Raw genomic sequence first — 26,878 nt, 5'->3', positions numbered from 1 at the left:
GACGTCAAGATGCTAAGTTATTCAAAATCAAGAATTCTCATTATTGCCACAGTATTTATTCTGCTCAATGGCTGCTCCAGCACGCCAACAGCAAGTGGACAAAGCTTACCAACACTCAGTCATCAGGCTAAGCCGGAACAAATCGCTACAGAACAAAAAGAAGCAGCGCTGTTTGAGGTGTTTAACCAGTGGCGCGGTGTGCCTTATCAACTGGGCGGGAAAAGCAAGGACGGTATCGACTGCTCTGCTTTTGTACAGATAGCATTTCGCGATGCGTGGCAGCAACACCTGCCGCGCACCACTTATTCACAGAGCCGGCTTGGCGCAAAAATCGGTTACGCACAAGCACAATATGGCGATTTGGTATTTTTCAAGACGGCACCGCAAACCCGTCATGTCGGAGTCTATATCGGCAATAAGCGCTTTATGCACGCGTCTACTTCACAAGGCGTGATGATCTCCAGGCTGGACAATCCCTACTGGGCCTCAACATTCTGGCAATTTCGCCGGGTTGAGGCGGCCCCTCAGGTTAATTGATTATCTCCGGCCTTTTAATCATATTTACTGACCGCGGAGTCAAACAGGTTTTTGACCAGGGCAATGTATTCATCAAGGAACTCGATTTGTTCGTTGGTAGCAGGTTTGGCCCACACGCCAGCCAGAACTTCACCAAGATCCTCAACCACTGAGTCGGCCTCTTTCAGTAATTTAAAACGTACGCTAGAGTGAAGTTCAGGGTTCTGCTCAAAAATTGCCATGATGTTGCTGGCAACCATATCCGTAATGACATCTTCAACACTCTCTTTGCCTATATCGCCATCACGTGTAAATACATCCATGTTCATGGCCAGATGTTCAATAAGGGCTAAATAACCATCGGTTTCTACAACCACTTTTCTTCTCCGCTTTAACGCTTGACCAAGTCTGATAATACCTGACTAATACTAAGCTATGTGCTCGTGTTTGCACAGTTCTGCCACCCGGATTATTGATAACGAGCGTATCACCTGCTCAGAAAGCAGGCACAACTCTCGCTCTGTGTTGACAGTTTATCCTGAAGTAACAGTAGACTAAGGCGACATTATGCCACCCTATACCATCACAATGACGATAACTAGTGCTGTTAGTAACCTGCTTTCTTGATAACAGTCACATTTATATGCACTGAGAGGAATTCCGTAGTAAGTGAATGAAATTCTGCGCATTCACACTCTGAAATATTACTAAAAGTCGCCTAAACTGGTTACAACAGGGTAACCGTATAGGAAAGAGATTATGTGGCAAGCTATCGCTCAGCAACTCTCAGACACTTTGATGTTCCAGTACGACATAACAGAAAAAACGCGCCTGGATGGTGGCGACATTAACGAGTGCTACATGATCTCTGACGGCAGAGAGCGTTACTTTGTTAAACTCAATCAACGGGATTACCTGCCTCAGTACGAAATAGAGGCCGAAAACCTGCGTATACTGCGAGAGAGTAACACGGTTTTTGTCCCCGAACTGGTGATGGTCGGCGCCAGCAAAACCCACGCATTCATTATTCTCAATTATCTCGCGACCAAACCGCTCGATGACGCTGCACACAGTTATCAGTTCGGCCAGCAACTGGCACGACTGCATCAATGGGGCGACCAAAAAGAGTATGGTTTCGATGTTGATAACTTTATCGGCAATATTGTCCAGCCCAATCAATGGACAAAAAAATGGAACCACTTTTTTGCCGAACAACGCATCGGCTGGCAGTTGCAACTGCTCAGAGAGAAAGGCATTGAACTGGTCAACATTGAGGAGTTCGTCGATCTGGTCACACAACGCTTAGCCAGTCATCATCCCCGCCCCTCATTGCTGCATGGCGATTTGTGGAATGGTAATGTGGCTAACTCTGCGTTCGGCCCGGTCTGTTTCGATCCTTCCTGCTATTGGGGCGACCGTGAATGTGATCTTGCCATGACTGAGCTGTTTGGCGGATTCCACAATGATTTCTATCGTGGTTATTACAGTGTAATGCCACAGGACGCGGGTTATGAGCAGCGCCGGGATATCTATAACCTCTATCACCTGCTGAATCACACCAACCATTTTGGCGGTCAGTTTTTAGAACAGGCCGATCAGCAAATTAAACGCATACTGTCGTTTTAGGCGACCAGGGATTGTCCCGGAGCGCTTTTACCTGTGCGAGGTACAAACCATGAAAGAGTTCACTGAAAAAACCATTATTTGTCCCCATTGCGGGCACTCGGTACGTATCGAGCTTGATGCGTCGAATGGCAGTCAGGAGTTCTATGATGATTGCCCGGCCTGCTGCAACACCATGCACCTCAATATGATGGTGGATGAATTGCAGGATACCATTGAGCTGCGTGTCGATGCCGACGACGAGCAGATTTTCTGATTTACCCACATGTGGCAGCAGAATCCGGCAGACATCAGGCCACAGGTGCAAGCAAGCTGACCAGACGGAGGCTGAACAAAATTTCGGCCTCAGGATGTACTAACTTAGTAAGATTGTACCTACTTGGTAAAATAGTACTAACTTGGTAAAAGGCAACGTTGTATCAGGTGCGGGACGCCAGAACACGCTCAACAGTATCAACGATGGCCTGGGTCTGCGGATCAAACTCGATATTGATCTTGTCCCCGACCTGACGCGCGCCGAACAGGGTGCGCTGCATGGTTTCAGGAATAAGATGGACGTTGAAGCGGTTATCTTTCACTTCACCAATCGTCAGTGAACATCCGTCCAGCCCAATGTACCCTTTCGCTAACACATACTTCATATGCTGCGGTGGTAGCTCAAACCAGATGGTTTTGTTGTTTGGTGAGTCAATGATCTCAACAATGGTGCCGACTTCACTGATGTGACCAGACATATGATGGCCACCGATTTCATCGCCAAATTTAGCTGCGCGTTCAATATTCACCTCGGCACCGACTTCAAGATCGCCGAGGTTGGTCAACCGCAGTGTCTCCTGCATCAGGTCAAATGACACCTGTTCGCCATCAATTTTAGTTACCGTCAGACAACATCCGTTATGGGCGACAGATGCGCCTATCGTCAGGCCCTGTCCTAATGCAGCAGGCAGCTGCAAAACGTGGGTCTGAAATTTTTCTTTTTTCTCGATGGTCACAACTTTTGCTGTGCCTTGCACAATACCTGTAAACATTTTGTGATTCCGACAGTTTTTCGTGGTGCTTAGTGTGACATTTCTTTATCATTCCCTCCAGCATCAAAACGTCTTTTGTTGCATCGAAAAACCACCGATCGCGTGATCACCTGACTGCGGAGAAATTTGTGCATTTACATAAACAAGAAGCCTCAACTCTGATCAAACTGGCTACACCGGTGCTGATCGCTTCGGTCGCACAAACCGGTATGGGCTTTGTCGATACCGTGATGGCCGGTGGCGTGAGCGCGATTGATATGGCGGCCGTGTCGATTGCTGCCAGTATCTGGCTGCCTTCGATCCTGTTCGGAGTCGGCTTGTTAATGGCACTGGTTCCCGTCGTTGCCCAGTTGAATGGTTCCGGTAAACAAAGCCAGATTCCGTTTCAAATCCATCAGGGTTGTGTGATGGCGCTGCTGGTCTCAGTCCCTATCGTGCTGGTGCTGCTGCAAACCGAAACCATACTGGGGCTGATGGATGTCGAAGCCCTGATGCAGGAAAAAACCATCGGTTATATGCATGCCGTGGTGTTTGCTGTGCCCGCTTTTCTGCTGTTTCAGGCCCTGCGCAGCTATACCGACGGCATGTCACTGACTAAACCCGCCATGGTCATCGGCTTTCTCGGCCTGTTGTTTAATATTCCGCTCAACTGGATATTCGTGTACGGTAAATTTGGCATGCCTGCGATGGGCGGTATCGGCTGTGGTGTCGCAACCATGATTGTCTACTGGCTGATGTTTTTCATGCTGCTGTTTTACGTCGTCACGTCACAGCGTCTGGCGCACATCAAGCTGTTCGAAACCTTTCACAAACCGGACTGGAAAGCGCAACTGCGCTTGCTGAGACTCGGTTTTCCGGTGGCGGCCGCACTGTTTTTTGAAGTCACCCTGTTTGCAGTGGTTGCACTTTTGGTTGCGCCATTGGGTTCGTTGGTGGTCGCCGCTCACCAGGTTGCACTTAACTTTTCATCGCTGATCTTTATGCTGCCAATGAGCATTGGTGCGGCGGTATCCATTCGGGTTGGGCATACTCTGGGTGAAGAAGATTCACAAGGCGCCGCGATTGCCTCTAACGTTGGTTTGATGGTCGGCGTCGGCACGGCAGTAATTACAGCCGCTCTGACCGTGATATTTCGTGAACACGTGGCGTTACTCTACACCGATAACCCGGAGGTAGTCAGCCTGGCGATGACCCTGTTGCTATTTGCGGCATTTTACCAGATGGTGGATGCAGTTCAGGTCATTGCCGCCGGCGCCCTGCGTGGTTATAAGGACATGGCGGCGATCTTCAACCGTACCTTTATTGCCTACTGGATTTTGGGCCTGCCTACGGGCTACATTCTGGCCATGACGGATTGGATAGTCGAACCGCTGGGTGCAAAAGGCTTCTGGAGTGGCTTTATAGTCGGCCTGAGTTCTGCGGCTGTGATGCTGGGGCAGCGTCTCTACTGGATGCAAAAACAGGACGATGAACTGCATATGCAGTTCGCATCCCGATAAGCGTAAAGATCATTGCTGTTTTGCACCAGGTAACGGCGATAAACGTACAAAGGTCAGCAACATGCTGACCTTTTTTGTATTCTGTTCATCTGACGATTATCTGTGGTAGCCTGACACCAGCTTACTGACACAGAGTGAATTTAAACGGAGTCGCTGTGCGCATACTGATTGTCATTCTTGGTGCGGTGATGCTGTCGGCTTGTGGCCAGGCGCCGGCACTGAACGATTTTAATGAATATCTGACCCGGATTGCCAATGTGCAAGATACCGATGCTCTGCCTGCGCCTGACGAGCAGTTACAACGTCTGCCAGAAAAACGTGACGTGACTCTGCCTGTCGAATCCCTCACCATAGGTCTGCTCGACAGCTATGAACTGCGAAAATGCGATCTGTTCAACCTGATTGCTGAACGCAATTCCGTGCTGGGTAAAGTGCAAGACGGTTTTCATCGTTTCGATTACGAGGTGCAACTGCTGCAGGGGCTGACACGCTGCCTAGCGAACCCGGACATATCGGCCAAACTGCACAAGCAACTCAGTGAAATCGAAACCATTAAACGGCATGATTTGCCGCTGCATTGGTACAATTTACTCTACAACAGTAACGCAATGCGGTCGCAATTATCCAGTCACCGCTGGCTGGACAGCGGCTGGGATGTCAGTCAGATTACCCGGGCATTGCAGGCAATGACGCAAATACAGCAAGCCGTGACCAGTCAACAGTTAGCCATTAACCTGCCCAGACTGACGCCGTTTCAGGAAGTGCTCGACAAACAACCCCTGCTCGGCGATCTCAAGTATTCACTCGATAACGCAACACTGTGGCTGATCACCATCCATCACCAATTGGCAGACAACGATCAGCAAATTATCTGCGGGCCAAACCGAAACCAGACCAAACTGACCTATCTGCGTAATGTGTTCCAGTCCTATTATGTGGAGAAGATTCAACCCTACCTCGCCCGGCTGGACGCCCTTTACCTGCAGCTCGCACCGTCTTTGAGTATGTTTGAGCAGCAAGAGTCTGCTCACTATCATTTTGCCATTGAAAAAAGTCATCAGGCATTTCGTGACGCCACGCGCCAGCATATGCAGTACTGGCAGCAGTTGTTTCAGCGCTGCTCAGTGCAAGTGGGCAGCAGCGTCTAATAAGCCGGCGCCAGAAATGTAATCCGGCGCGAGTAAAGTAAGAGGCACAGAATCAGCCCAAGGTGCTCGACCACTCTACCCTTTAATCGGTTCGACGCACACGCATAAAACGGGCAAAACGCGGTTTGCCCTGCGAGGTCAGTCCGTTAAACCGATAGGTGACCACACTGCCAATTTCCGGCGGACTGTGGCGCTGCTCATCACTAAACCCGCTGCCGATAGCAAATTCGGTTCCATCTGAGTTTCTCACCAGTACGGCCCCCATCAAGCCCTGATATTTGCCCTTACCGGGACGATAGCCAATAACTTGTGCTTCCGCATCCTGATGCTGCTTGAGTTTAATTAAATCATCGCTGCGCCCGGGCCGGTACAACGCGCTGATTTTTCGTAACATAATACCTTCACCGTTGGCATCGGACAGGCGTTCTAGCTGTTGCATCAGCGCCTCACGGGACTTGATTGCCTGATGTTCCACATAATCGATATGAGTGGCATCGATATGCTCAACCAGTTTAATCAGGCTTTGGTAACGTTGCCGGTAATCCCCGTTTGCACGTGGCAAATCAAACAACATAAAGCGAATTTGCTCCCAGGCCTGTTCAGACGGCATTTGGTCCAGGACTGTCTGCTGCACCAGAGCGAAGTGGCCGCGGCCAGCCCATAATTCCCCCTCCAGCGCATGATCAGGCAGTACACGGGTGAACCACAAAGGAGCATGAATTGGATGACCAGTTCGTGTGAGCAGCTGAGTTCCATTCCAGACAGCACGAATCCCGTCCAGTTTTTCACTCGCCCAGTAATCAGTGAGATCTAACTCGTCATAGTAGCTGTTGGCTTCGATCACGGCCATAAAAGGCGGCGGTAAGGTTTGCGCTTCCAATGAGGCCGGAACTAACAAACTTAGTGCCAGCCAGGTTGTTTTTGAGGGCATGAGGTTCACTCTTTTTCGCGGGTTTACCTCATTATTCCAATCACCTGAACCTCAGGCCACCGAGCGGGCTGACCAATGCGGCGCACAGCATGAGCAAAACGTTTTGCTGCTGTCGTGCTGGTGTGCCGAGCTGCGAGTCAACGCACGTTTTACTGGCTTTGAATAGACGTTTTACTGACTTTGAATATGTTGCCGGCCTGCGCTGAGTCCCATTTCGTAGCCGCGATCGAGGAGCGGCTTTTTCATCGTCAGTCGCTTAACTGCGAATGTTTCAGGTGGTGCAATAACCTGAATACGCGCGTCTTTGGGCGGATTATGAATAAACTCCAGCGCACCATTATATTTTTCAGCACGATGAATGATGGAATGGGCAACCTCAGGATAGCGGGCAAACAAACGTTTCATCATCCACTCACTTTTCGGTTTACGCATCTGATAACTGAGCGGGTGTGACAGAATTACTGTGATGTCGCGCGCACCTCGCCGATAGGCTTCTTTGACCGGAATCGAATCAGCAACACCACCATCGGTATAACAACTACCTGAAAAACAAGGGGTTCTACGATACACCAAAGGCAGTGCAGAAGTGGCTTCAATCGCTGTCACAAAGTTATCGCGTGTCACCTGATAATAATCGGCTTGACCGGTGCTGATATTAGTCGCGGCGGCAAAAAAGGGAATTGATGAAAACAGCCGCTCTTCATCAATCGGATACCGTCGATTGGCTTCGTCAATCAGCCAGCGCACATCAACCAGATTACCGCCCTGAAGAAAGCGGCGCGGATTGTAGAATGTTTTACTGGTCGCCAGTTGCGTGATGACCTGATAGCTGCGCAGTGGCTGATGAGATAAGTAGCCAACCAGATTCGAAGCTCCGGCCGACACCCCCATCACAAAATCATAGGGGCGATAATCACTGTCCATAAAGGAATCAAGCACGCCGCTGGCAAAAATACCGCGCATTGCTCCGCCTTCCACCACTAAAGCCTTTTGATCTGCCATGACTGATCCTTCTCTGTTTGTTGTTATCAAATCAAGGATAAGTGGTCACAGGTTTAACGCCAAATGGGTTTTAGTTATTAATCAGATAGGTGGCTTATATACAAACCGACGAACATGACTCAGAAGGTTTAATTAATCCACCAGAGTAATGTCGAGCGGTGTACAGTGTTTGTTGGTGTCCAGACGCGGACAATCGCCACACAACGCCCGCCCCTCGCATTTGTATACCAGACAACAACTGGTGCGAACCAGTTTGACCTTACCTGAGTCTTCATCCAGTTTGAGGCTGCTGAGGTGCTTATCCGGTAAACCAAACGCCTCCAGCCACAGTCGGGCTTGGGCGATGATATCCTGATTGGTGTAAGCCGGCCGGATTTGCTGCAGCCTGATCAGGCAATTAAGCAGTGAATCAGCCAAAAGATGCTGGGTAAAGCCGGGACGAATACGGACGCTTTCGTTGAGATCAAGCCGGTACTGTTCAAACAGGTGGTTGAGCTGCGTTGCCGCCTGACGAATCAGATTTGCCCGACGCCCGCTTTGCCACGCATGCGGTTCAAAACTGAACCCAGCGACAAACAACGGTTGGCGGTACTGAGCGATACGGGTCATATTGGGTAATTTTTTCGCGCTGTAGATGGCAATAAACGACAAAAATATCGGTTGCCAGCACAGCAGGCCCCAGGTTCGGGTCAGCCAGAACGCCTGACCCGCCGCCGGCGTTGCCTGACTGATTTCGTCAAAAATCGCTGCCATCACGGCACTGTTATCCTGTCCGGGGACTATCGCATCGCGCTGGGTATCCACAGCAGAAACCTGGCCATGCAGGTACGGGGTGATTTGCTGCGCATAGTGAAACAGAGATTCAAACGCTTGCAGGCTTACGTTTTCATCCAGGATGACATTTGCCTCAGAGAAGGCACTTGCCTCAGGATTAACGTTTGCTTCAGGATTAACGTTTGCTTCAGGATTAACGTTTGCTTCAGGATTAACGTTTGATTCAGGAAGCTGCTGAGAGTGAAATTGCTGTTCGGTTGCCGGGGTCACGTTATTGTCTTTTTGATTGTTGACTCTTTTACCGTAAGGATACGTATAATCATTCGCAGTTGCAAATGATTATCATGGCAGTGAGAGTATCCAATGACCGCTATTTCCGGGCCGGACAAGCAGGTAAAAAGAAGACCTCGCAGAGGAGGTCTTCTTCATCATTTGGGTTTTACGATGTGCGCTGGTCTTGAATCTTTCTTAATTGAGACAAGTATTTAATCCAGCCTTCCGCTTCTTTGGACGGGTCAATATTATTGGCCTTTTTGGCCTGAATCAACGCATCTTCAAGCTGGTTCAGCTTGTACAGAGCGCGGGTTCTTGCCAGTGCAACCTGCGACTGACGATCTTTCTCTTTGACTTTATCCAGTTCAACCAGAGCTTCACGGTACTGGCCTTGCTGGTTAAGCAGCTGCGCCACATTCCAGTGATATTTCTGATTAAAACGCGCAGCCAGTGTCCAGGTTGAAATCGCCTGATCCCACTCTTTAGCGCGTTGCCAGTAGAAAGCACGTTCAGTAATCAGCTGGATGTCGCTGTCCGCATCATCGAGCATTTCAAGGACTTGTGCCGCACGCTCAGGCACGCCGTTTTGAGCGTACAGCTGGGCAAGCAGACGCAAATCCTGCTGACTCAAATCAATACCCTGCAGTTTCGCCAAACCCAGACTGCTCAGCGCATCACGTTTCTGACCTGTGCGCAGCTCAAGACTGACTAACTGTAGCCACCAGTTGCTTTTTTCCGGCTCGAGAGCCAGCAGGCGCTTAATGGTAGGAATCGCAGGTTTCCAGCGCTCCAGTTGCAGTTGCGCCCCTAACTTAACTGACAGCGGGGTCACTTCATCCGGGCGACGGAATTTCTCATATTGCGCGATAGCGTCCAGCGACTTCTGCCACTGCTCAGACTGATAATGAATCTGGCCGATACGCAGCCACAGTTCATACCCATTCTGATCTTTCGGTACCGCTTTGACCAGTTGATAGTAATGAGGAAGCGCCTTAGCATACTGGTGATCGACCAACAGCAGATCGGCCAGCATTTTACGGGTTGTCCAGGCTTGTTCATCCGCCAGCTCACCGCTGCTCACCGCCTGTTGCAGTGATTTTAGCGCAGGCTGTAACTGCTCGTTTTGCCAGTAGAACACACCCAGCATGCGAGCCAGGTAGGCTTTATCATACGCGCGCGATACTTCCGCATCCTTAAGCGTACGGATTGCTTCACTAAGCTTGTCATTTTGTGCCAGCTGATTGGCCTTCATGGCTTTGTTGGCGGCATACTGGCTTAATTCTGCCGCAACGCTCCACGATGCCGAGCTCATCAGCAGTAAGCAGACGATTAATCGTTTCATCATTTGGCTAACTTAAACTCCAATTTTACCGTTTGGCCTGGCTGAGTCACTGCTTTCCCCCCATCAAGTTTGGGTTGGTATTTCCAGTTTCTCAATGCGCGTATGGCTTCCCGCTCAAACATACGTTTTGGATTCGCCTCCACCAGTTCGATATCGGTCGGACGACCGGTTTCATCAATGGTAAAGCGCAATACCACATACCCTTCAGCACCACGTTTCAAAGCACGCGAAGGATAATTTGGTTCAACACGATACAGCGGTACAGCTTGCTGATTGACGCCGAAATCACCAAATGTCGGCGCGTTGATATTAATACCGTTAATTGCGGTATCCAGTCCCAACGACGGCACACTGGTTGGTGATACTGAGTTGGTGGCAGCGGTCTGCTGCTGTGATACCGGCGCTGCCTGCGGCTTTTGTGGCGCTTTCGGTTGCTCAGGTACACTGCGTTGACGACGCTGCACATCCTGCTGCTGCTCAACCATCACCATATTAAAACTGAGTGGTTCGCCTTGCTTGGGTGCCCGCATACCATCGTTATTCACCATCCAGGCCATAAAGGCAAACAAGGCCACTGCAATTCCCGCAGCAAATGGCATAGCTAACAGTAACCGCATCATCAGCGTTGCTCCGCTGCCAATGCAATATTCTTCACGCCGGCCCCTTTCGCCGCATCCATCACTTTAACCACGGTACCGTTATAAGCATGTTCGTCCGCCTGAATAACCAGTGACGCATCCGGCTGCTCCAGCAGCAAATGCTCCAGAGCGGCTTCAACACGTTCCACATCAACCTGACGTTTATCGATATAAATGTCGTTGGCAGAAGTGATCGCGACAAAAATGCCCGCGTCTTTTTGTGCCACCACATTGGATGCTGAAGGACGATTCACTTCCACACCGGATTCACGTACGAATGAGCTGGTGACAATAAAGAAGATCAGCATGATGAAAACAATATCCAACATGGATGTGAGGTCGATTTGTGCCTCTTCTTGTTTTGACTGACGTCGGCCAAGTCTCATTGCTGGCTCCTTAGCGATTTTTCTAACTTAATTTCAAACAGGCGACAGGTTTTGGCAAGACGCGCATGCACAAACATACCGGCCAGTGCGGCAACCATTCCTGCCATGGTCGGCAGAGTTGCCAGAGAGATACCTGAGGCCATTAATTTCGGGTTACTGCTGCCTTGGGTCGCCATCACATCAAATACTGAAATCATACCGGTAACTGTACCCAGCAATCCCAACATCGGACAGATAGCAACCAGCACTTTGATCACATTCAGGTTCTGGGTCAGACTGATATGAGCCTGACCAATCCAGCCTTCACGAATGGCACGGGCGTGCCAGGAGTTATGGTCCTGACGCGCGTGCCATTTCTCGATCCAAACCTGACGCTGTTTCGGATAGGTGAAGACCAGGAAAATAACCCGCTCCACCACCAAAAGCCAACAAAGTGCCACTACTGCAGCCAGCCACCAAAGCACGGTTCCGCCCTGAGCCATAAACTCAGACAACGGCAGAAAGAGGTTGTGTATTGAAAATAACCCGTCTGCTTGGTTCATGATACTTCCTTACGCTGCGTTGCCGACCACTTGACCAGCCTTGTTCTGGCTGCATTCGCGTTCCGCTTCTTCCGCAACCAGGCCGATGCCCTGCTTCTCAAGAATATTACGGATGTTTTCTGCCTGAGTGCTCAGTACATTGTGTGCCAGCAGCAGCGGCATCGCTGAAATCAGACCCAGAACTGTGGTCACCAGTGCCATCGAGATACCGCCCGCCATAACTTTAGGATCGCCGTTACCGAACTGAGTGATCACCTGGAAAGTTTCAATCATACCGGTCACTGTACCTAACAGGCCCAGCATCGGCGCCAGTGCAGCCAGCAGTTTCAGCATCGATAAACCCTTTTCCAGGCCAGTCTGCTCATCGACAACCGCTTCCAGCAGGCGCAGTTCCAGCGCTTCAACACTGCGGTTCTGCTCTTTCTGGTAAACCGACAGAATACGGCCCAGCGGGTTGTTACCCGGTTGAGAAGGCGTTTTCAGTTGCGCCTGAATTTTCTGACGAGCGATCGCCAGAGAAACACCCCGATACAGACCGATAATCAAACCAACCGCCAGCAGTACCAGAATGATTTGACCAATCACGCCACCGGCCGCCAGGCGATCACCCAGCGTTGGCGCATGCGCCAGTTGCTCAAGCAGAGTACCGCGCGACGGATCCAGCACCACAGATTCGGTGTTGCCGTCTTTTACTGCCTGCAATGAATCCTGAGTCGGAGCATTGTCCGGTTGTTTCTTGTAAGCGATCGCATCTTTGCGGCCGTTGTTCCAGTCAACATAACCTTGTTCTGTAACCAGGCCCAGTGAGCCAATACGGGTCGCTGAAACGGATTGAGTACGTCCTTCACCATCGATGAAGTTGATCGGGTTGGTGCTGATCTCGCCGCTCGCCTTGATCTGCTCATCCATGGCTTGCCACAGACCAACCAGTTGCTTCATCGAAGGCAGTGATTTGGCCGCGACGATAGCATCAATCACACCTGCATATTGCTGACGGTCTACACCGGTGACTGACGTTTCAAGTTCCGATTGGATCTCTTTGGCGTTCTGACGAACCACACCAAAGATCTCACCTAAACTACCGGTTTCCAGACGCAGCTTTTCTTCCAGACGCGCCAGACTGTTTTCATTTTTGCTGAACTGGTCGGACAGTTTGTCCGCTTCAGCCTGCAGCGCGTCACGTTTTTTAACTATCGCGGCTTTTTCAGCTCGCAGCTCTTGTTCGGTTTTACGAAACTCGGCTTCGCGCTGCACATTATGCGCTTGCTGAGTGCGGTTTTCGGCCTGAGCTTGCTGAGTCAGTTCGCCCGCCGCATAAGTAGAAGTCGCGGTTAACGCCAGGCTAAGCCCCATCACTGAGACAAGTTTTTTTAACATCATTTATTTCGTCTCCGCTTGAGTCAGTGAAATCGGTAGATTCAGCAAGGTGGGTGCGATTTGTTGATCAGCCAGATCAAACGCAGTATCTACGTCCATCTTCACGCCATCATCCAGCTCCTGCCAGCTGTGTTGCTCTTGGTTCCAAGACCAGTATTTAGTCGCGTTAAGATTACGCGCAATCAACGCCACGCGGCCCAGATAAAGAATGTCCGCTTCAACGCTGTCATCCTGAGCGAGTTCAATCTTGTCCTGATAAGTCCCCAGTTTCGAACCGTAATCCATTTCAATCTGGTACGCTTCAAGAATGCGACGATATTTTTCTGCATCGCTGACATCTGCACGCGGCATCAGCGCTTTAAGCTTCTCGATGCGATCTTCGCGTGCTGACAGACGAATCGGCTTATCCTCACTCAGATTGTTTTCCAAACCATCAATCATTTTATACATCAGAGGCACGATACCCTGGCGCGTCTCGTTGATATCAACGATCTGCTCTTGCAGGCTGGTAATCTCACCTTCCTGACTGGTCACCAGTGAGGACAAGTGGTCACGATAAACGACCAGGTTTTTCACCTCTTCGTTTAACTGTTCGATTTCTGATTGCAGTTGCAGCGCAGCAGCAGAGCTTTTATCGACTTGACGTTGACTGGCAGCAGACGCTGAGTTGGTTTTGTTCTGAATGGCTTTCGCGTCGTCCAGAGAATTGGCATAAGCTGGAAGCATGGCCGCCGCTGAAAGCAGTACTAAGCTAGGTTTTAAAAGGTTCATCATCGTAATCATTTACCGCGAGAGAATGCCCACATCTTAGTGATAACCACTCTCATTTTCAACTGGCTTTTTTCCAATTGAATACGTTTTCTTTCGGACATCAATCTTACGCCACGGACTGATCGCTGTTAGAATTTTCACCGTACACGTTTTGTTGCATAACTAAAAAGGACAACATAATGAAATTATTGAAGTTTGCCTGCGTATTATTGGCGAGTGTTTTACTCGGAGCCTGTACCGGTATGCCGGACAAGGTCACGCCGGTCAAAGGGTTTGATCTGTCCCGTTATCTGGGCACCTGGTATGAAATCGCCCGTCTGGACCATAGTTTTGAACGTGGCTTATCGAATATCAGTGCGACCTATTCCCTTAACGACGACGGAACTGTGAAAGTCATTAACCGCGGCTGGAACCAAGAAGAGCAAGCCTGGCAACAGGCGGAAGGCAAAGCGAAATTCGTCCAGTCCGATGATGTCGGTTATCTTAAAGTCTCGTTTTTCGGACCTTTTTATGGCAGTTACATCGTGTTTGATTTGAAAGATGACTATTCACTGGCATTAGTCAGCGGTCCGGATACCGATTACTTATGGTTACTGTCACGCACCCCGACGATTGGCGATGATGAATTGCAACGCGCGATCGGCGTGGCCAAGAGCGCCGGATTTGATACCTCGAAGCTTATCTTTCCCAGTCAGGAAGGAAAATAACCGCATTTGACTGAGCCGCTTATATCGGAATGTACAGGCTATATCGTCCTGTACAGGTAATAAAACGGACGGGATTACCCGTCCGTTCTCATGTTGTATCAAACTTATAAACCTAGGGCTAATAACTCAGCCCGGTGTTTTTAGCGACTTTAATCATGCACTCACGCAGGTTATTGGCAATCGTATTGAGCGTCTGCATCTCATCATCAGTAAACGGATGAATCAGGATTTTTTCTACTCCATTTCGGCCGACCACCGCAGGTAAACTCAAGACCACATCATTCAAACCGTATTCTCCGCGCAGCAAAGTACCGACCGGCAACACCGAATGCTCGTTGATGGTAATGGCCTGAATAATCCGGAACACACTGGCGGCAATGCCGTGCGTAGTATTATTTTTACGTTTAAATATTTCATAGCCGGCGCGTTTTACTGACTCAAGCAGTTCATCGGCATCGATGCGCTCAAGGCGATTGGCATCGCAGTAATAGTCCGCGTTCTGCCCCGCAATGCTGATCAGGCTTTTGGGGGTAAAACAGTGACTGCCGTGCTCCCCCAGCACATAACCAAATACATTTTTAGGATCAAGATTAACCCGCTGTGCCACTATGGTCATCAGACGGGCGGTATCGACAACACAACCGGCAGAAATGACCTGCTGCGGACTGTAACCGGTATTGGCGACAATACTATGCGTGACAATGTCACACGGGTTGGTCACTATGATAAGTATCGCTCGTGGAGCGACGCGCTCTATTTTCTTGGCGATATCCACGCCAATCTTGCTGTTGACTTCCGCCAGGTCCATGCGTGACTGATCCTGCTGAATCTGAGCGCCGGCAGTAATCACCACAATATCTGCGCCCACCAGTTCCAGATAATCATCAGTCGGAATAATACGGGTATTTTTCGAAAACGTCAGCGCTGCTGTGTGGCGAAAGTCGAACACTTCCCCCTCGGCACGTGACACATCACGGTCAAGCAGCACCAGTTCGCTGACACTGCCAAGCGTCAGCAGATAGTTACAAATTCCCACGCCGACGGCGCCGGCTCCAATCACACCTATTTTCATTTTGCTGTCCTTGATACAACGAACACGTGACTCATTTTAATTTTGTGAAGTACTTTAGTTGCGTTAAGTACGTTCATCTCGCTAACCGCTTTAATAACGTTAACTGCAAACTCCATGCCAATAATATGTCGCAAAATAAGCATTATATGGCCAATTAATCTACACTATTGCGCCTTGATAGTTCATCACAACAAACAAATGCGCCAAACTAGTGCACTCTTTGTGAAGCCAGCTGCTTCTCACGTCTGTCACTAAATATGTCAGTGGTTGCTGAATCAGATGCGAGTTGTTGTAGTGAGTGTAGTGCCGGTACGGTTAAGTTTCACTTTGCACATAAGGGAATAGCGCAATATTTTTTCTTTTTTCAGCCAATGGCTTATCAAGAATCTGTTGCAGACAAACACGCGCAGCAGCGCTATGCTGCAAACAGCGGATTTTGGATATGAAGGAAGAAAGAGAATGCCAATCATTGTAGGCCACCGCGGCGTGGCCGGAAGTTACCCGGAAAACACCCGGGTCAGCGTACAGGCTGCCATCGACCTGAAACTGGACTGGGTCGAAATCGATGTGCAGCCGACCAAAGATAATGTGCTGGTGGTCTGTCACGACCATACCATTAACCGCTGCAGCAACGGCAAAGGCCGGATTGATGCGTACACACTGGCTGAATTACGTCAGTTTGATTTTGGCAGTTGGTTCTCCTCCGAATTTCAGGGCGAACCAATCATGACGCTGGCCGAATTGCTGGAACTGGCCCATGCCAATCAGCTGGGGTTAAATATTGAGGTTAAGGTTGATCGCCACGACGCAAGCGAAGTCGCTGCACAGTTAAAACGGCAACTCGATAGCAGCCCAATGCCCGCAGAGCAGCTCTTACTATCCAGTTTCAGTCACGATATCATTCGCGAATTGCATCAGCACTGCCCCGGCTACCGTCTCGGGGTGCTGACCGAAAGGCTGTCTGCCAAAGACAAAGCCCTGTTACAAGAAGTGGCAGCATTCAGTGCCAACCTCAATTATCGCTGGGTGAATCAGGCGCACATTGATTATTTACGCCAGCAGGGTTACCAGATCTGGTGTTACACCGTAAACGATGCGACTAAGTTTAGTTATCTTGACCAGGTCGATGCCATCTTTAGTGACTGGCCTGCCCGCTTCTTACACCCGGCGCGCTAATCTGGTCAGCCCCGGCAATTGTGCAGCGGGGCTTAGCTCAAAAGAACAAAGCTTTGTCCACTTTGATGACCGCTTTGCGGATCGGCATCGGCTGATCATCGGTGGCAATCAGCGGACGATGAGGCTGGCCGGGATAAAAGATCACAAAGTCGCCGGCTTCCACGTCGACAAAACGCTCCTTGCTCTGCTGTTTACTGAACGCAATATCCCTTTGTTCCAGACGATCGTCATCTAATCCATCAAACGGAGTGACGCCGTAACCGAATGTTTCTTTGCCTTGCAGCAGAATTTGCACGTCGAGATAACGGCGGTGGCATTCAGCGATGCGCTCATCACGCAATTGGGTGTGGTCATGGGTAACAAAGAAAAACGCGGCATCACCCTCAAGTTCGTAGCGGCCGTCTTCTATCGGCGATTGCAGACGCTCAGCCACCCGTTGAATCCATTGTTTGAGCGCTGGTGACAGTGACTGGGTAAACTCAAGTTGTGACAAATGACCAATAAACACAAATCTATTCCTTTGTTTGTTGTGACTGGCTCTTATAGTACTCCTATTCACAAAGGGGAAAAGAACTATTTAAAACGACGGTTCAAAATAACAACAGACGAAGTCAATATTCATTCAACCACTGATCTATCTAATGATCGTTCTTTATAACAATCGGTCTTTAACACAACCGTTCTTTACAACCAATAGCCAGCGGAGACATATCGCGCATGGAATGGATTCAAGTCAGCCATTTATGGATCTGGGCCTTATTCGGTCTTGCCATTATTGCCGCCTTAATGAGTTTCTACTACCGCACCTTGCGACCAGTCAGCCTGGGATTAATGCTCGTCACCTTGCTGAGCGCGCTAGTGAGCGGACAAATAACCTTGCAGGCCTTAGTCTACAGTGCCGTAGGTTTGGGAGGCGCTTTTCTGCTGCCGCGCTTTAACCGTGATGTGAAAAAGCTCGCCTGGGTATTCCTGCTGCTGTGGTGTACGGCATTGCTGCTGCACTCGGTACCCGGCTTTGACAACATACTGGTGCTGGACAAAGTACACACCGGACCAGACAGCCTGCCGTTCACCCTCTATCTCAATCTGGATAAACCTTTGGTGTTTTTTGCCCTTTGGCTGGCACAGTCCGGATTACTTGGCGACCATCATCAGCGTATCCGGCCAGTTACCTGGCTTATCCTGCCTGGCCTGCTGGCTCTGCTGCCGCTCGCCTGGGCGGTTGGAGCCGTCCAACCGGAATGGAGTGTGCCGGACTGGTTGTGGCTATTTGTCCTCAACAATTTACTCATCACCTGTGTGGTGGAAGAAGCGCTGTTTCGTGGTGTAATCCAGCAGTGGCTGATTAAGATATTCGGCTCTGCCGGCGGAATTGTGCTAGCCGGAGCCTTGTTTGGCCTCGCACATATGGCCGGAGGCGCAATGCTGGTGCTATTTGCTGCACTGGCCGGAACAGGTTATGGCCTGGCGTATTATTTCAGCCATCGGCTATGGATAGCGATTGGCTTTCATTTCCTGTTTAATCTGACCCATTTAGTGCTCTTCACCTACCCGGCTGCCGCCGGATAGCGGCGAGTTTCAGGGCTGATGACGATCCCGCGTTGCAGCTGAGGCCTCACTTTGAGAGGCTTTACGTCGCCTGATCCGATGGCGATACAACCAGGCCAGCATCCCAACCAGAGCGATTGCGCCGAAGGCCTGCAGTTCATAATGTTTGATATCGCCAAGAATCACTTCAATCGTATTGCCGAACAGATAGCCCAAGACACCGACCACACAAGCCCAAATCGCGGCACCGATGATGTTAAACAACAGAAAACGGGTCGGTTTAACTGAACTGGCGCCAATCAGAAACGGAGTAACGCTGCGCAAACCATACAGAAATCGGAAACCCAGGATCAAAAGCACCTGATGTTTATCCAGCAGATCCAGTACCCGCTGAGATTTCGCTTGCCAGTGCGGCCTTTTCATCAGCGCCTGTTTGCCTTTATAGCGGCCAATATAATAATAGAGCTGGTCTCCCAGCAAACTGCCGCAGAACGCACATACAATAACCCAGGGTAATTCCAGATAACTGCGGTGCGCGGCAAACCCGCCCAGCACCAGTACCGTTTCCCCTTCAAAGAAAGTCCCGACCGCAATCGCTATGTAGCCGTAATCCGCAATAAGTTGTTCAAGAGACATACAATTACTCAACCAGACTGATAGGCTTACGTTAATCCAACTGCGCGCCGGCGACAATCTTTAGCAGGCAATTATTCGCTGTCTGGTTGCTGCTCCGGTGCGGCGCGCGCAAATCCGGGAATGCGCCGCAACCGCTCGGTAATGCGCTGAATTTGCGGATATTCCTGCATCGGAACATGAAAACGCTCCGCGTTATACACTTGCGGCACCAGACATACGTCCGCCAGTGACAAAGTATCACCGACACAATACTGGCCGCTGCGGCGCAGCAGTTTCTGCTCAAAGGCGGTAAACCCAACCTGAATCCAGTGCCGATACCAGGCATCTTTCTGCTCTTCACTGACCGCAAGATGCTGACGCAGATACTGCAAAACACGCAGATTGTTAAGAGGATGGATATCAGAGGCGATATCCTGCGCCAGAGACAGAACCTGATACTTATCGTGCCCCGAGGCCGGAATCATCGGCATCTGCGGGTAGACATCGTCAAGGTATTCGATGATCGCCAGCGATTGTGACAGGGTAATGTCGCCGTCCGTCAGCACCGGCACCAACTCACTCGGATTGAGCTGATGAAAAGCATCGCTGTGCTGATCACCGCCATTTCTGACCAGGTGAACCGGCGACATCTGATAGTTCAGCCCTTTCAGGTTCAGCACGATACGCACCCGATAGGCCGCCGAAGAGCGCCAGTAACCATATAAGGTGATATTAGTCATCATAGGTCCCCTTCGGTATAGTCACCTTCCGGTACATAACGCACCACACGTTGCTCTATGGTGCCAAACAAATCGTCGCCGTTGCGGCTCTCCATCCGTATCGTCACTTTGTCGCCAAAGCGCATAAATGAGGTAGAAGGTTCACCATCACGAATGGTCTCGATCATACGTACTTCAGCGATGCAGGAGTAACCCACGCCACCTTCCGCAATCGCCGTTCCGTAGTCCGTGCCCTGTTTGTTGGAAACTGTACCGGAGCCGATGATCGTACCGGCACTGAGCGGCCGGGTTTTGGCGGCATGAGCAATCAGCTGCGGAAATTCAAACGTCATATCCACTCCAGCATTAGGGCAGCCGAACGCTTCATTGTTGTATTGAGTGAGCAGCGGCAGAGTTACTTTACCGCCATCCCAGTCCGGGCCGAGCTCATCGGGCGTAATCGCGACCGGTGAAAAGGCCGACGAAGGTTTGGACTGGAAAAAGCCAAAGCCTTTACCCAGCTCTGCCGGAATCAAACCGCGCAGCGACACATCATTGACCAGCATCAGCAGACGTATTGAATCTGCCGCCTGTTGCGGCGGCGTACCCATCGCCACATCACCGGTAATGATGGCGACCTCACCTTCAAAATCAATGCCCCACTCTTCGCTGGCCATACGAATTTCATCCCGCGGGCCTAAAAACGCATCGGATCCGCCCTGATACATCAGTGGGTCGCTCCAGAAACTGGGCGGCATTTCAGCGCCACGCGCCTTGCGCACCAGTTCAACATGGTTAACGTACGCAGAGCCGTCTGCCCACTGATAGGCACGCGGCAAAGGGGATTCGCACCGGGTTTGATCAAACGGCATCACGCCTGGCATGTCGCCCAGCAGCGCATTCAGCTCAACATAAACTGCCTCCAGCAATGGCTGACATTGCGACCAGTTATCCAGCGCCTGTTGCAACGTTGCCGCCACCTCACAAACAGCAACACAATGGTTCAAATCACGGCTGACCACCACCAACATGCCATCACGGGTATGATTTTTTAATGTCGCGAGTTTCATGAAGACTCCTATTCTGCTGCCTGCTTCCAACTGTAGACGTAATCCGGGTTTTCCACCTGCTGTGCCGCCTGGCTAAACTGCAGTGCGTGGCGGGCATCAATCATCACAGCCACTTCATCGGTAAAGGTTTTTTTATGCTCACGCCCGGCCTGAAAGGCTTTCGGATGCGGGCCATGAGTGAAACCGGCAGGATGAAACGTCACCATACCGGCTTCAATATTGTCGCGGCTGAAAAAGTCTCCGGCGTGATAAAACAGCACCTCGTCATAGTCATCATTATTGTGATAGAACGGCACTTTAAGCGCGCCCGGATCACTTTCAATCGGACGCGGCACAAAGGTACACACCACAAATCCGTCACCGACAAAAGTGGTATGCGCCGATGGCGGTAAATGGTAACGATGCGACATCAGCGGCCGGATATCGCGCCAGTTGAGGCGCACCACCGCCAAATCACCATGCCAGCCAACCGCATCCAGCGGATTAAACGGATAAGTGATGACACTGACCTGTTCATGGCGTTTAACCTGCACCTGGGTCGTCGTTTCGCTGTACTGCGCTTTAAACGCCTCATCAATCGCCGGGACGTCCAGTACCGCCGGGTCAAACACGGCATGATTACCGACAATGCCTTTTTCTGGCAGTGAATAGGCCGCATCGCTGTTTTCAATCATGAGTAAAAACAGCGGCTGAGTCGGCTCCAGACGCCAGTTGGTTGAGCGCGGGATCATCACGTAATCCCCTTCACGAATCGTGAGGTGACCATAATCGCAAAACAGTTCAGCTTGGCCCTGATGGACAAACAGCAGTTCATCCCCGTCCGCATTACGAACCAGACCCGGCATCGCCTGAGCGAGTTTCCACACCCGAATCTTCACATCGTGATTGTGCAGCAGATGCGGCACAAACCACGGGCAGAGCTGAGACGCCTGCGCAACCTGGTTAAAATTAAACGCGCGCGGGCGTAACTCGCCTTGCCACTCACTCCAGCCGGTGGGTGCATGTTGATGATGAAAATGGGCCGCCGGCCCAAAGAAACCGCTGCGTCCCGCTTCACGTTCATAAATCGCATCATCGGGAAAATCGGCATGCGCCTGTTTAGAACAGGTGCCTTCCCGGTGCGGAAAGGTGATCCATTTATGCATCATCAAGTACCCCGCGACGAATTTGATCTTCTTCGATCGACTCAAACAGTGCCTTGAAATTCCCTTCGCCAAAACCTTCATTCCCTTTACGCTGGATGATTTCAAAGAACACCGGTCCGATAACGGTTTGAGTAAAAATCTGCAGCAGAATGCCGTCTTTCATCGGCGCGCCGTCAATCAGGATGCGCAGCGCTTTAAGCTGTTCCAGATCTTCACCGTGCCCGGCCACCCGCTCATCAACTTTTTCATAATAGGTATCCGGGGTCGGCATAAATTCCATCCCCCGCTCGCGCAACATGCGTACCGTGTGGTAAATGTCATCGCTGCTCAGCGCGATGTGCTGGATCCCTTCGCCGTTGTATTCGCGGATAAACTCCTCGATCTGCGATTTGTCATCCGAAGACTCATTAATCGGAATCCGAATCTTGCCGCACGGCGCGGTCATGGCGCGACTGACCAGGCCGGTTAGTTTGCCTTCGATATCAAAATAGCGGATTTCGCGAAAGTTACCGATGCGCTCATAGAAGCCAGCCCAGGTATCCATGTGGCCCTGTTTAACGTTGTGGGTTAGATGATCAATCTCGAGCAAGCCGGCGTTGGCATTCACCAGACGAATTTTGGCATCGGGATAAAACTGGAAATCGACATCATAAATACTGCGGTCACCATAACGGTCAACAAAATAGAGCAGGCTCTCACCGATGCCATAAATGGCCGGAATACTGAGCTCCATCGGGCCTATCTCGGTTTTATATTCCTGGCCACCATTTTGTAACGCGTGCTCAAGTGCCTGGCCGGCATCTTTGACCCGAAATGCCATACCGCATACCGACGGACCGTGCACTTTGGCAAACGCCTCCGCCTGACTACGCGGCTGAGCATTGACGATGAAATTGATGTCGCCCTGGCGGTACAACCAGGCCCGTTTCGAGCGATGCTTGGCGATTTCGGCAAAACCCAGTGCAGAAAACAGGGCTTTCAGCTGCTCAATCCCGACCGAATCGGCAGCGGTATACTCAACAAATTCAAACCCGTCGGTGCCGAGCGGATTTGCCAATGCGTGATGAGCGCTCAGCGGCACCTGGTTATGGTTATGGTTGTGGTTATGGCTATCTTCGGGTTGATTCGTTTGCGCATGAACGTGGGCAGTCATGTTCGTCTCCTAACGTACTGTTACATCCAGTTGTTAACAACATGTTATAAAACTGCATCATTCACGACGAAAAGGAAACTGTGACGCGACGGAAAGCAATTTTGTCCGCCGGTGTTTGAGGTGTAATTTTTTCGGTACAGAGCGGTAACATCACCAGCGCAGCGATGAAGAAATGCATTTAAACGAAAAAACACCAACCTATCTAACTGAATTAGATGATTTATTTTCCCGCCTGTAACAAGCGCACCTATCTGCACTGGCCATTGCTATAAGTACAGATTTTCGTACACAGGCACAAACTCGGGACATAGTCGCAGCCGTCACGCTAATCAGATGAAAAGGCAGTGAGCAATGACAACAGACAGAGGTGAAAAACAGACAGAAAAGCCCGGTTAACTCAACCGGGCTTGCAGAGAGGTATCGAACGTCTGAGCTCAAAGAGCATCATGGTGAAGCGCTCAGGCCACTTTTACCGCAGGCCTGAGTTTAATGGTGCGCACCATCAGACAAAACAGCCCAATCAGCAGCGGCTGACGCAGCAGATCAATCACAAGCGAAAGCATACCGCTGGATGAAACAAACGTCGCGGCATAGTTCACCAGGTAATGACCAGCCAGCAAAACCACACTCATCAGCAATGCCTGACGCAAGGAGATCTCCTCCATCTTCGGCATTACCGTCATCACAATCAGAGTGAGCAGCGCCAGTATCACTAACCAGGCACCAAATACCGGCATTTGCCACCAGAAAGCAACGGCGGCACTGACTGCGGTCAATCCCAGCCAAACCCGGCGCGAACTGAGCAACTTATCGACATTGATGTTCGGCTTTTCGTTAAGGCGCACAATATGCCAGGCAACCAGAGCACCTAACATCGCACCGACAATCATATCGACCATGAATGCCCGGCCGGAATAGAACAGCGAGAATGCCAGACAAAGCGCGGAAACGCCCAGTGCAGCACTGCTTTTATTCCAGCCCAGCTTTTCGTTATCCAGCAACCACAAAATGCCCAGGCTGACCCACACTGCAATCGGTAAGCTTGGAAAGCCATAACCGGAGCTCTCCACCAGTTGCAACGATGGCAGATAAGCATAAGGACGCGGTAACACAAATCCTTGCTGCGCAATCAGGCAGATCAGCGAGGTTACTGCGACAGAAAAGAAGGCCTTAAAGCAAAATGCCTTACCACTTTGCCAATACAGGAGTGGGAACAGCAATAATCCAAAAGCCGGTGAAGCGAACGCTCCACCAAGCAGGATCAAGCGCGAGATGAATTGGCTAACAGGGGCTGATAATTCCGCAATTGAGTATTGCAGAGCACTGATCCAGCCAAGCTCATACTGGGAAATCGCGGGGGCAGCTTTGATCAAATCAGGCACCGAATTGATTGACTGCTCTGTTGCCGAAGCAAACATTTTTTCTATTTCAGGCCATTCTTCGGGATAACGGTAGTTACCCGTATCAACCCGCTGAGGTTGAATCAACATCGCACGTGCGACCTCAATGCCATAGTGCGGCGCATACCAGACCGGCAGTTCAAAACCGCCCCACTGATTAATATACTGATAGGTAATAATGTCTGAATCGCTGACACAATCAAAAACCGCGGCTTTACCTGCATAACCAAGTAACTGGCCAACCGACACGACGAGGCCGGTTTCCTCCCAGGTTTCACGCTGCGCTGCCTCAGCAGGTGTTTCACCCGATGTGATTGTTCCGCCCGGTAAAGAGAGTTGTTTGGTAATAAGCTCATCGATAAGCACGACCTTATCGTCGGCGCGCACCAGACACAATGCGCCTTTCAGATCGGCAGGCGCCTGAGGAGCGGCATAAGAATACATTGACGTCATCAATGTAAGAATAAAAGTGATGCCAAGTAGTGACAATCGTTTGTTCACTTTAATCAACCTGTTGTTTGCAGAGCTTAACCTAACGGCGACGCGCTGATTTTCTCAGCCAATGAATATGGTGGGTAAATCCTGCGTCCTGATAAAAGAGTTGCGCTTCCTTATTAAACTCCCAGACTTCAACAAATATCTCTGTCACGCCGTAGTCGATAAAGGTCTGTTCAAGACGTTCCATCAACCCACGCGCCACGCCCTTTTGGCGAAACTCGGGCCTCACATACAGCTCATCAATACTGCCCATCTGCAATGGCTTGCTGACCGAAGAGGTCAACTCACAAAAATGGCCGGTAATAAACCCGGCCACCTCGTCGTTGATACGTGCGACATACACCAGGCAATCAGGATTATCGAGATAACGCGCGATACTTTTTTCCTGTTCGACTTCTTCTGCGGTCTTAAAATACTCAGGGCAAGCGATGTGATGTTCATGATGCAAATCGAACATCAATTGGTTGAGAATTTCTAAATCGGCTGGTTTAGCTGCAGACAATGCAAGCGTGGTCATGGCTGTGACAATTATAATTGGAGTCGTTGCACAATTTTATAAGATTGGCCGTTAAAAAGCACCTTAGTAACTTGGTTTTTACCAGAAAGCTTGTCAGCCCGACGTTATTGACTATTTAAATCAATAGGTTGCTCATTATGCCCTGAATGATATAAATTTTTTCCGGTTCATTTTGCTCATTTTCCCGGCGTTTAAAGCCCTGGATCCACGCCCACCTGGCTAATGCAGGTTGAATTTTAAGGTATCATTTTTACATTTCATATAATTGGGTTGCAGTTTGAGCCCGGTTATCACACTCTGATCAGCAGACCAAAGTGCAACCAAAGAGGAATGAGCATGGACTGGTATATCGCAGTACTCAGAAAATACGCCGTGTTTAACGGCCGGGCACGACGACAAGAATATTGGATGTTTTTCCTGTTCAACCTGCTGTTTACGCTTGCCGCAGGTTTGATTGACCGCTTTGTCGGCACCTCTTTAATTGGCGGTTTGTACAGCCTGTTTATCCTGCTGCCAAGCATCGCGGTGCTGGTGCGCCGTTTACATGACATCGGCCGCACTGGTTGGTGGGTATTACTGAGTGTGATCCCTGTGATTGGCGTTGTGGTTCTGCTGTTTTTTGCCGCCAGCGAAGGCATGCACGGCGACAACGAATATGGCCCGGATCCCAAGGCGGGTCACACATTCTAATTTAAAACTGATCTTGGTGTAATAAGGAGTCGGAATGAAACCACAACCTATTGAGAATGTCATATTCGATGTCGGTAACGTGATTGTGCGCTGGTCACCGCCGGAGATCGCCCGCCTCGCCTTCGGCGAAGAAAAGTTTTGTGAATCCTTAGTGCGCTCCATCTTTAAATCGCAGACCTGGATGGATCTCAATATCGGTGTCATTACCGAAACCGAGGCCAAAGAGCAGTATCAGCTCAACCTTGGTTTATCTGAACTTGAGTGCCAACGCCTGTTTTACTACGTCAAACAGACCCAGATCCTGCTGTTCGGAACGGTGGATTTAATCAAGCGTGTCAAAGCGGCCGGTTATGGCGTGTATGCCCTGACCGATAACGTGCGTGAAGTGGTCGACTACCTCAAAACCACCTACGACTTCTGGTCGCTATTCGACGGTGCCACCATCTCCGCTCAGGTCGGTTGCCTTAAGCCGCAGCCCGCCATTTACCACGCTCTGCTGGCGCAAAACGGCCTGAGAGCAGAGTCCACGGTGTTCATCGATGACATGCCCAACAACGTGCGCGGCGCGCAGGCCGTCGGCATCAGCGCCATTCAGTTTGTGTCATTACTGAGGGACCCTGACGGGATAAATACCAATCGACTTTGTCGTACTCTTATAGTCTAGTTCTCATGCGACATACTCGCCTTACACTTCGATATTCATGGATTGAGAACGCTT

General features: G+C 50.4%; 30 protein-coding genes. 10 read left to right on the top strand and 20 right to left on the bottom strand.

Annotated features, from left to right (window positions below; all coding sequences use genetic code 11):
- The first annotated feature begins 9 nt into the window (after positions 1-9).
- Entirely contained in the window at positions 10-537 is a 528-nt protein-coding gene (locus tag E6C74_RS14325) for an NlpC/P60 family protein (protein ID WP_136486387.1), read from the top strand.
- A gap of 14 nt (positions 538-551) precedes the next feature.
- Here the strand turns inward: E6C74_RS14325 and E6C74_RS14320 are convergent, their stop codons facing one another.
- Positions 552-893, bottom strand: a complete 342-nt coding sequence (locus E6C74_RS14320; protein ID WP_136486385.1) for a DUF3802 family protein — start codon at positions 891-893, stop codon at positions 552-554.
- Between the two features lie 382 nt (positions 894-1,275).
- Between E6C74_RS14320 and E6C74_RS14315 the strand changes: the two genes are divergently transcribed.
- On the top strand, positions 1,276-2,142 hold the full coding sequence (locus tag E6C74_RS14315; protein ID WP_136486383.1) for a fructosamine kinase family protein: 867 nt from the start codon (positions 1,276-1,278) through the stop codon (positions 2,140-2,142).
- Positions 2,143-2,191: 49 nt separating this feature from the next.
- Positions 2,192-2,395 (top strand): CPXCG motif-containing cysteine-rich protein, encoded by a 204-nt coding sequence (locus E6C74_RS14310; protein ID WP_136486381.1) that lies wholly within the window; start codon positions 2,192-2,194, stop codon positions 2,393-2,395.
- 163 nt (positions 2,396-2,558) lie between these two features.
- Here E6C74_RS14310 and E6C74_RS14305 read toward each other — a convergent pair whose 3' ends face one another.
- On the bottom strand, positions 2,559-3,167 hold the full coding sequence (locus tag E6C74_RS14305; protein WP_136486378.1) for a riboflavin synthase subunit alpha: 609 nt from the start codon (positions 3,165-3,167) through the stop codon (positions 2,559-2,561).
- Positions 3,168-3,295: 128 nt separating this feature from the next.
- Here E6C74_RS14305 and E6C74_RS14300 point away from each other — a divergent pair, with 128 nt between their 5' ends.
- Positions 3,296-4,666, top strand: coding sequence for an MATE family efflux transporter (locus E6C74_RS14300; RefSeq protein WP_136486376.1), 1,371 nt, complete (start codon positions 3,296-3,298; stop codon positions 4,664-4,666).
- Positions 4,667-4,821: 155 nt separating this feature from the next.
- Complete coding sequence (locus tag E6C74_RS14295; protein WP_136486373.1) at positions 4,822-5,814, top strand: DUF3080 domain-containing protein; 993 nt, start codon at positions 4,822-4,824, stop codon at positions 5,812-5,814.
- An 82-nt stretch (positions 5,815-5,896) separates the two neighbouring features.
- Here E6C74_RS14295 and E6C74_RS14290 read toward each other — a convergent pair whose 3' ends face one another.
- The 9 genes from E6C74_RS14290 to E6C74_RS14250 form a co-directional block, all read right to left on the bottom strand.
- Positions 5,897-6,745, bottom strand: a complete 849-nt coding sequence (locus tag E6C74_RS14290) for a DNA ligase (protein WP_136486371.1) — start codon at positions 6,743-6,745, stop codon at positions 5,897-5,899.
- 171 nt (positions 6,746-6,916) lie between these two features.
- Positions 6,917-7,747 carry a patatin family protein gene (locus tag E6C74_RS14285; protein WP_136486369.1) on the bottom strand — a complete coding sequence of 277 codons (831 nt, stop codon included), beginning with the start codon at positions 7,745-7,747 and terminating at the stop codon, positions 6,917-6,919.
- Positions 7,748-7,879: 132 nt separating this feature from the next.
- Complete coding sequence (locus E6C74_RS14280) at positions 7,880-8,791, bottom strand: siderophore ferric iron reductase (protein WP_240798193.1); 912 nt, start codon at positions 8,789-8,791, stop codon at positions 7,880-7,882.
- A 169-nt stretch (positions 8,792-8,960) separates the two neighbouring features.
- Entirely contained in the window at positions 8,961-10,136 is a 1,176-nt protein-coding gene (locus tag E6C74_RS14275) for a tetratricopeptide repeat protein (protein WP_206208418.1), read from the bottom strand.
- Complete coding sequence (locus E6C74_RS14270) at positions 10,136-10,756, bottom strand: energy transducer TonB (RefSeq protein ID WP_136486365.1); 621 nt, start codon at positions 10,754-10,756, stop codon at positions 10,136-10,138. The genes E6C74_RS14275 and E6C74_RS14270 overlap by 1 nt, the downstream gene beginning before the upstream one ends.
- Entirely contained in the window at positions 10,756-11,160 is a 405-nt protein-coding gene (locus E6C74_RS14265; protein WP_136486363.1) for a biopolymer transporter ExbD, read from the bottom strand. Before E6C74_RS14265 ends, E6C74_RS14270 begins: the two co-directional genes overlap by 1 nt.
- The gene (locus tag E6C74_RS14260; protein WP_136486360.1) at positions 11,157-11,702 is read right to left on the bottom strand and encodes a MotA/TolQ/ExbB proton channel family protein; all 546 of its coding nucleotides are present in this window, start codon (positions 11,700-11,702) and stop codon (positions 11,157-11,159) included. Before E6C74_RS14260 ends, E6C74_RS14265 begins: the two co-directional genes overlap by 4 nt.
- A 9-nt stretch (positions 11,703-11,711) precedes the next feature.
- The gene (locus tag E6C74_RS14255) at positions 11,712-13,082 is read right to left on the bottom strand and encodes a MotA/TolQ/ExbB proton channel family protein (protein ID WP_136486358.1); all 1,371 of its coding nucleotides are present in this window, start codon (positions 13,080-13,082) and stop codon (positions 11,712-11,714) included.
- Entirely contained in the window at positions 13,083-13,850 is a 768-nt protein-coding gene (locus E6C74_RS14250; protein ID WP_206208417.1) for a DUF3450 domain-containing protein, read from the bottom strand.
- Positions 13,851-14,038: 188 nt separating this feature from the next.
- Here E6C74_RS14250 and E6C74_RS14245 point away from each other — a divergent pair, with 188 nt between their 5' ends.
- Positions 14,039-14,557, top strand: a complete 519-nt coding sequence (locus E6C74_RS14245; protein WP_276605446.1) for a lipocalin family protein — start codon at positions 14,039-14,041, stop codon at positions 14,555-14,557.
- A 118-nt stretch (positions 14,558-14,675) separates the two neighbouring features.
- Here the strand turns inward: E6C74_RS14245 and E6C74_RS14240 are convergent, their stop codons facing one another.
- The gene (locus E6C74_RS14240; RefSeq protein WP_136486352.1) at positions 14,676-15,629 is read right to left on the bottom strand and encodes an L-lactate dehydrogenase; all 954 of its coding nucleotides are present in this window, start codon (positions 15,627-15,629) and stop codon (positions 14,676-14,678) included.
- 459 nt (positions 15,630-16,088) lie between these two features.
- Between E6C74_RS14240 and E6C74_RS14235 the strand changes: the two genes are divergently transcribed.
- A complete protein-coding gene (locus E6C74_RS14235) occupies positions 16,089-16,805 on the top strand; it encodes a glycerophosphoryl diester phosphodiesterase (RefSeq protein ID WP_136486350.1) in 717 nt (238 codons plus the stop codon).
- 37 nt (positions 16,806-16,842) lie between these two features.
- Here the strand turns inward: E6C74_RS14235 and E6C74_RS14230 are convergent, their stop codons facing one another.
- Complete coding sequence (locus E6C74_RS14230) at positions 16,843-17,313, bottom strand: YhcH/YjgK/YiaL family protein (protein WP_136486348.1); 471 nt, start codon at positions 17,311-17,313, stop codon at positions 16,843-16,845.
- Between the two features lie 209 nt (positions 17,314-17,522).
- On the opposite strand from E6C74_RS14230, the gene E6C74_RS14225 reads away from it, so the two are divergent.
- The gene (locus tag E6C74_RS14225) at positions 17,523-18,374 is read left to right on the top strand and encodes a CPBP family intramembrane glutamic endopeptidase (RefSeq protein ID WP_136486346.1); all 852 of its coding nucleotides are present in this window, start codon (positions 17,523-17,525) and stop codon (positions 18,372-18,374) included.
- Between the two features lie 9 nt (positions 18,375-18,383).
- Here the strand turns inward: E6C74_RS14225 and E6C74_RS14220 are convergent, their stop codons facing one another.
- From E6C74_RS14220 to E6C74_RS14190, 7 genes are all read right to left on the bottom strand, one after another.
- Positions 18,384-18,989, bottom strand: coding sequence for a DedA family protein (locus tag E6C74_RS14220; protein ID WP_136486344.1), 606 nt, complete (start codon positions 18,987-18,989; stop codon positions 18,384-18,386).
- 71 nt (positions 18,990-19,060) lie between these two features.
- Positions 19,061-19,708, bottom strand: coding sequence for a maleylacetoacetate isomerase (gene maiA, locus E6C74_RS14215; RefSeq protein ID WP_136486651.1), 648 nt, complete (start codon positions 19,706-19,708; stop codon positions 19,061-19,063).
- On the bottom strand, positions 19,708-20,757 hold the full coding sequence (locus tag E6C74_RS14210) for a fumarylacetoacetate hydrolase family protein (RefSeq protein ID WP_136486342.1): 1,050 nt from the start codon (positions 20,755-20,757) through the stop codon (positions 19,708-19,710). Before E6C74_RS14210 ends, maiA begins: the two co-directional genes overlap by 1 nt.
- An 8-nt stretch (positions 20,758-20,765) precedes the next feature.
- Positions 20,766-21,902 carry a homogentisate 1,2-dioxygenase gene (locus E6C74_RS14205; RefSeq protein ID WP_136486649.1) on the bottom strand — a complete coding sequence of 379 codons (1,137 nt, stop codon included), beginning with the start codon at positions 21,900-21,902 and terminating at the stop codon, positions 20,766-20,768.
- Positions 21,895-23,055 carry a 4-hydroxyphenylpyruvate dioxygenase gene (hppD, locus tag E6C74_RS14200; protein ID WP_136486340.1) on the bottom strand — a complete coding sequence of 387 codons (1,161 nt, stop codon included), beginning with the start codon at positions 23,053-23,055 and terminating at the stop codon, positions 21,895-21,897. Before hppD ends, E6C74_RS14205 begins: the two co-directional genes overlap by 8 nt.
- A gap of 458 nt (positions 23,056-23,513) precedes the next feature.
- On the bottom strand, positions 23,514-24,956 hold the full coding sequence (locus E6C74_RS14195; protein WP_136486338.1) for an NUDIX domain-containing protein: 1,443 nt from the start codon (positions 24,954-24,956) through the stop codon (positions 23,514-23,516).
- 31 nt (positions 24,957-24,987) lie between these two features.
- Positions 24,988-25,470 carry a GNAT family N-acetyltransferase gene (locus E6C74_RS14190; RefSeq protein ID WP_136486336.1) on the bottom strand — a complete coding sequence of 161 codons (483 nt, stop codon included), beginning with the start codon at positions 25,468-25,470 and terminating at the stop codon, positions 24,988-24,990.
- A 336-nt stretch (positions 25,471-25,806) separates the two neighbouring features.
- Between E6C74_RS14190 and E6C74_RS14185 the strand changes: the two genes are divergently transcribed.
- Together E6C74_RS14185 and E6C74_RS14180 are read left to right on the top strand one after the other, a co-directional pair.
- The gene (locus E6C74_RS14185) at positions 25,807-26,160 is read left to right on the top strand and encodes a DUF805 domain-containing protein (RefSeq protein ID WP_136486334.1); all 354 of its coding nucleotides are present in this window, start codon (positions 25,807-25,809) and stop codon (positions 26,158-26,160) included.
- A gap of 34 nt (positions 26,161-26,194) precedes the next feature.
- Entirely contained in the window at positions 26,195-26,824 is a 630-nt protein-coding gene (locus tag E6C74_RS14180) for an HAD family phosphatase (protein WP_136486332.1), read from the top strand.
- Positions 26,825-26,878 lie beyond the last annotated feature (54 nt).

The sequence above is a fragment of the Vibrio sp. H11 genome (assembly GCF_004804295.1).
Lineage (GTDB): Bacteria > Pseudomonadota > Gammaproteobacteria > Enterobacterales > Vibrionaceae > Vibrio > Vibrio ostreae.
The sequence above is the reverse complement of the archived record's forward strand: the minus strand, read 5'-3'. Positions and strand labels throughout refer to the sequence as shown.

Excerpts from the sequence above, each read along its gene's own strand:
- E6C74_RS14240 (WP_136486352.1), bottom strand. The coding sequence starts at position 15,629 with ATGAAAATAGGTGTGATTGGAGCCGGCGCCGTCGGCGTGGGAATTTGT.
- E6C74_RS14310 (WP_136486381.1), top strand. The coding sequence starts at position 2,192 with ATGAAAGAGTTCACTGAAAAAACCATTATTTGTCCCCATTGCGGGCAC.
- E6C74_RS14210 (WP_136486342.1), bottom strand. The coding sequence starts at position 20,757 with ATGAAACTCGCGACATTAAAAAATCATACCCGTGATGGCATGTTGGTG.
- E6C74_RS14290 (WP_136486371.1), bottom strand. The coding sequence starts at position 6,745 with ATGCCCTCAAAAACAACCTGGCTGGCACTAAGTTTGTTAGTTCCGGCC.
- E6C74_RS14285 (WP_136486369.1), bottom strand. The coding sequence starts at position 7,747 with ATGGCAGATCAAAAGGCTTTAGTGGTGGAAGGCGGAGCAATGCGCGGT.
- E6C74_RS14325 (WP_136486387.1), top strand. The coding sequence starts at position 10 with ATGCTAAGTTATTCAAAATCAAGAATTCTCATTATTGCCACAGTATTT.
- E6C74_RS14270 (WP_136486365.1), bottom strand. The coding sequence starts at position 10,756 with ATGATGCGGTTACTGTTAGCTATGCCATTTGCTGCGGGAATTGCAGTG.
- E6C74_RS14250 (WP_206208417.1), bottom strand. The coding sequence starts at position 13,850 with ATGAACCTTTTAAAACCTAGCTTAGTACTGCTTTCAGCGGCGGCCATG.
- E6C74_RS14275 (WP_206208418.1), bottom strand. The coding sequence starts at position 10,136 with ATGAAACGATTAATCGTCTGCTTACTGCTGATGAGCTCGGCATCGTGG.
- E6C74_RS14305 (WP_136486378.1), bottom strand. The coding sequence starts at position 3,167 with ATGTTTACAGGTATTGTGCAAGGCACAGCAAAAGTTGTGACCATCGAG.
- E6C74_RS14225 (WP_136486346.1), top strand. The coding sequence starts at position 17,523 with ATGGAATGGATTCAAGTCAGCCATTTATGGATCTGGGCCTTATTCGGT.
- maiA (WP_136486651.1), bottom strand. The coding sequence starts at position 19,708 with ATGACTAATATCACCTTATATGGTTACTGGCGCTCTTCGGCGGCCTAT.
- E6C74_RS14185 (WP_136486334.1), top strand. The coding sequence starts at position 25,807 with ATGGACTGGTATATCGCAGTACTCAGAAAATACGCCGTGTTTAACGGC.
- E6C74_RS14220 (WP_136486344.1), bottom strand. The coding sequence starts at position 18,989 with ATGTCTCTTGAACAACTTATTGCGGATTACGGCTACATAGCGATTGCG.
- E6C74_RS14260 (WP_136486360.1), bottom strand. The coding sequence starts at position 11,702 with ATGAACCAAGCAGACGGGTTATTTTCAATACACAACCTCTTTCTGCCG.
- E6C74_RS14265 (WP_136486363.1), bottom strand. The coding sequence starts at position 11,160 with ATGAGACTTGGCCGACGTCAGTCAAAACAAGAAGAGGCACAAATCGAC.
- E6C74_RS14255 (WP_136486358.1), bottom strand. The coding sequence starts at position 13,082 with ATGATGTTAAAAAAACTTGTCTCAGTGATGGGGCTTAGCCTGGCGTTA.
- E6C74_RS14180 (WP_136486332.1), top strand. The coding sequence starts at position 26,195 with ATGAAACCACAACCTATTGAGAATGTCATATTCGATGTCGGTAACGTG.
- E6C74_RS14315 (WP_136486383.1), top strand. The coding sequence starts at position 1,276 with ATGTGGCAAGCTATCGCTCAGCAACTCTCAGACACTTTGATGTTCCAG.
- E6C74_RS14190 (WP_136486336.1), bottom strand. The coding sequence starts at position 25,470 with ATGACCACGCTTGCATTGTCTGCAGCTAAACCAGCCGATTTAGAAATT.
- hppD (WP_136486340.1), bottom strand. The coding sequence starts at position 23,055 with ATGACTGCCCACGTTCATGCGCAAACGAATCAACCCGAAGATAGCCAT.
- E6C74_RS14235 (WP_136486350.1), top strand. The coding sequence starts at position 16,089 with ATGCCAATCATTGTAGGCCACCGCGGCGTGGCCGGAAGTTACCCGGAA.
- E6C74_RS14205 (WP_136486649.1), bottom strand. The coding sequence starts at position 21,902 with ATGCATAAATGGATCACCTTTCCGCACCGGGAAGGCACCTGTTCTAAA.